Here is an 845-nt window from a genome sequence, read left to right as displayed (position 1 = left end):
CTGTGCCTACGCAGACAGGGGCTGCAAAAAAACTATACCCGCAGTATCGTAGCGTTTTTAAAGTATTTTAACTATATGCGTTTTCACTCATCATAAATCAAATTAAAGCGTTATCAATAAGTCATAGTTGAGGTGGGTACTGACAAGTCAGTCGTGCTAATTGTAGCGTTACTGTTGTCTAGTTCTTGAGCAGCAGTTTATACCTGTTCGTTTCCGAGTTATAATAATGCCCATTATTGCCTGCTTTCTCTATACATAATTATTTTTTATAAAAAACCATAAAAGCCTTAATAGAGAATGCGGTACTTTACTATTGTTTTATATACAGGATAAAGCCATGTTCGCTATTGCAGCTAGTACCGTCACCAGCTGGGGAATGTATGTCTTATTGCCCATATTTATTGCTTTCTTATTCTTTATTATCTGGGACTTATCTAAACAATCTGATGCTGGTCGCGCTGGTACTTTTTGGATGTTTTTAGCGCTTGGTGCCGGCTTTATAGGATTTATCCTCAAAGTTCTAATAGAGTTCGCCTTTGGAAAATGGTTTATCTAAGTAAAGCTATGATGCCTCACTGATAGCGTTACCGATCTTATCGTTAATAAATAATATTGCTAATAATAATCAGTAGCCTCCAAGATCGTCAGCAACGTTATTTATACGGTTGTTTTAAAAAACATCGCTCACTTATTTGACTGTGAGATAACGTCACTGACGTAAGTTGGTAAATCCCACGCGCCACCAGCCTCTATCAGGCGACATAATCCTGTCGTCTGCTCAAGCGTTTTGTTAAATATCTCTCCATTCCAGACCCACTCTTTCATCGACCAACAGTCGCCCAGAC

General features: G+C 38.6%; 2 protein-coding genes. One reads left to right on the top strand and one right to left on the bottom strand.

Going from position 1 to position 845, the window contains the following annotated elements; all coding sequences use genetic code 11:
- Window positions 1-337 precede the first annotated feature (337 nt).
- Complete coding sequence (locus tag ACT3TU_RS14280) at window positions 338-556, top strand: DUF2788 domain-containing protein (RefSeq protein WP_192524959.1); 219 nt, start codon at window positions 338-340, stop codon at window positions 554-556.
- 128 nt (window positions 557-684) lie between these two features.
- Here the strand turns inward: ACT3TU_RS14280 and ACT3TU_RS14275 are convergent, their stop codons facing one another.
- The gene (locus tag ACT3TU_RS14275) at window positions 685-843 is read right to left on the bottom strand and encodes a DUF1176 domain-containing protein (RefSeq protein WP_225735341.1); all 159 of its coding nucleotides are present in this window, start codon (window positions 841-843) and stop codon (window positions 685-687) included.
- Window positions 844-845: the final 2 nt, after the last annotated feature.

Source organism: Psychrobacter sp. AOP3-A1-26 (assembly GCF_052378235.1).
Classification (GTDB): domain Bacteria; phylum Pseudomonadota; class Gammaproteobacteria; order Pseudomonadales; family Moraxellaceae; genus Psychrobacter.
The sequence above is the reverse complement of the archived record's forward strand: the minus strand, read 5'-3'. Positions and strand labels throughout refer to the sequence as shown.

What these genes read in the sequence shown, in the direction of transcription:
- ACT3TU_RS14280 (WP_192524959.1), top strand. Translation starts at nt 338, where the DNA reads ATGTTCGCTATTGCAGCTAGTACCGTCACCAGCTGGGGAATGTATGTC.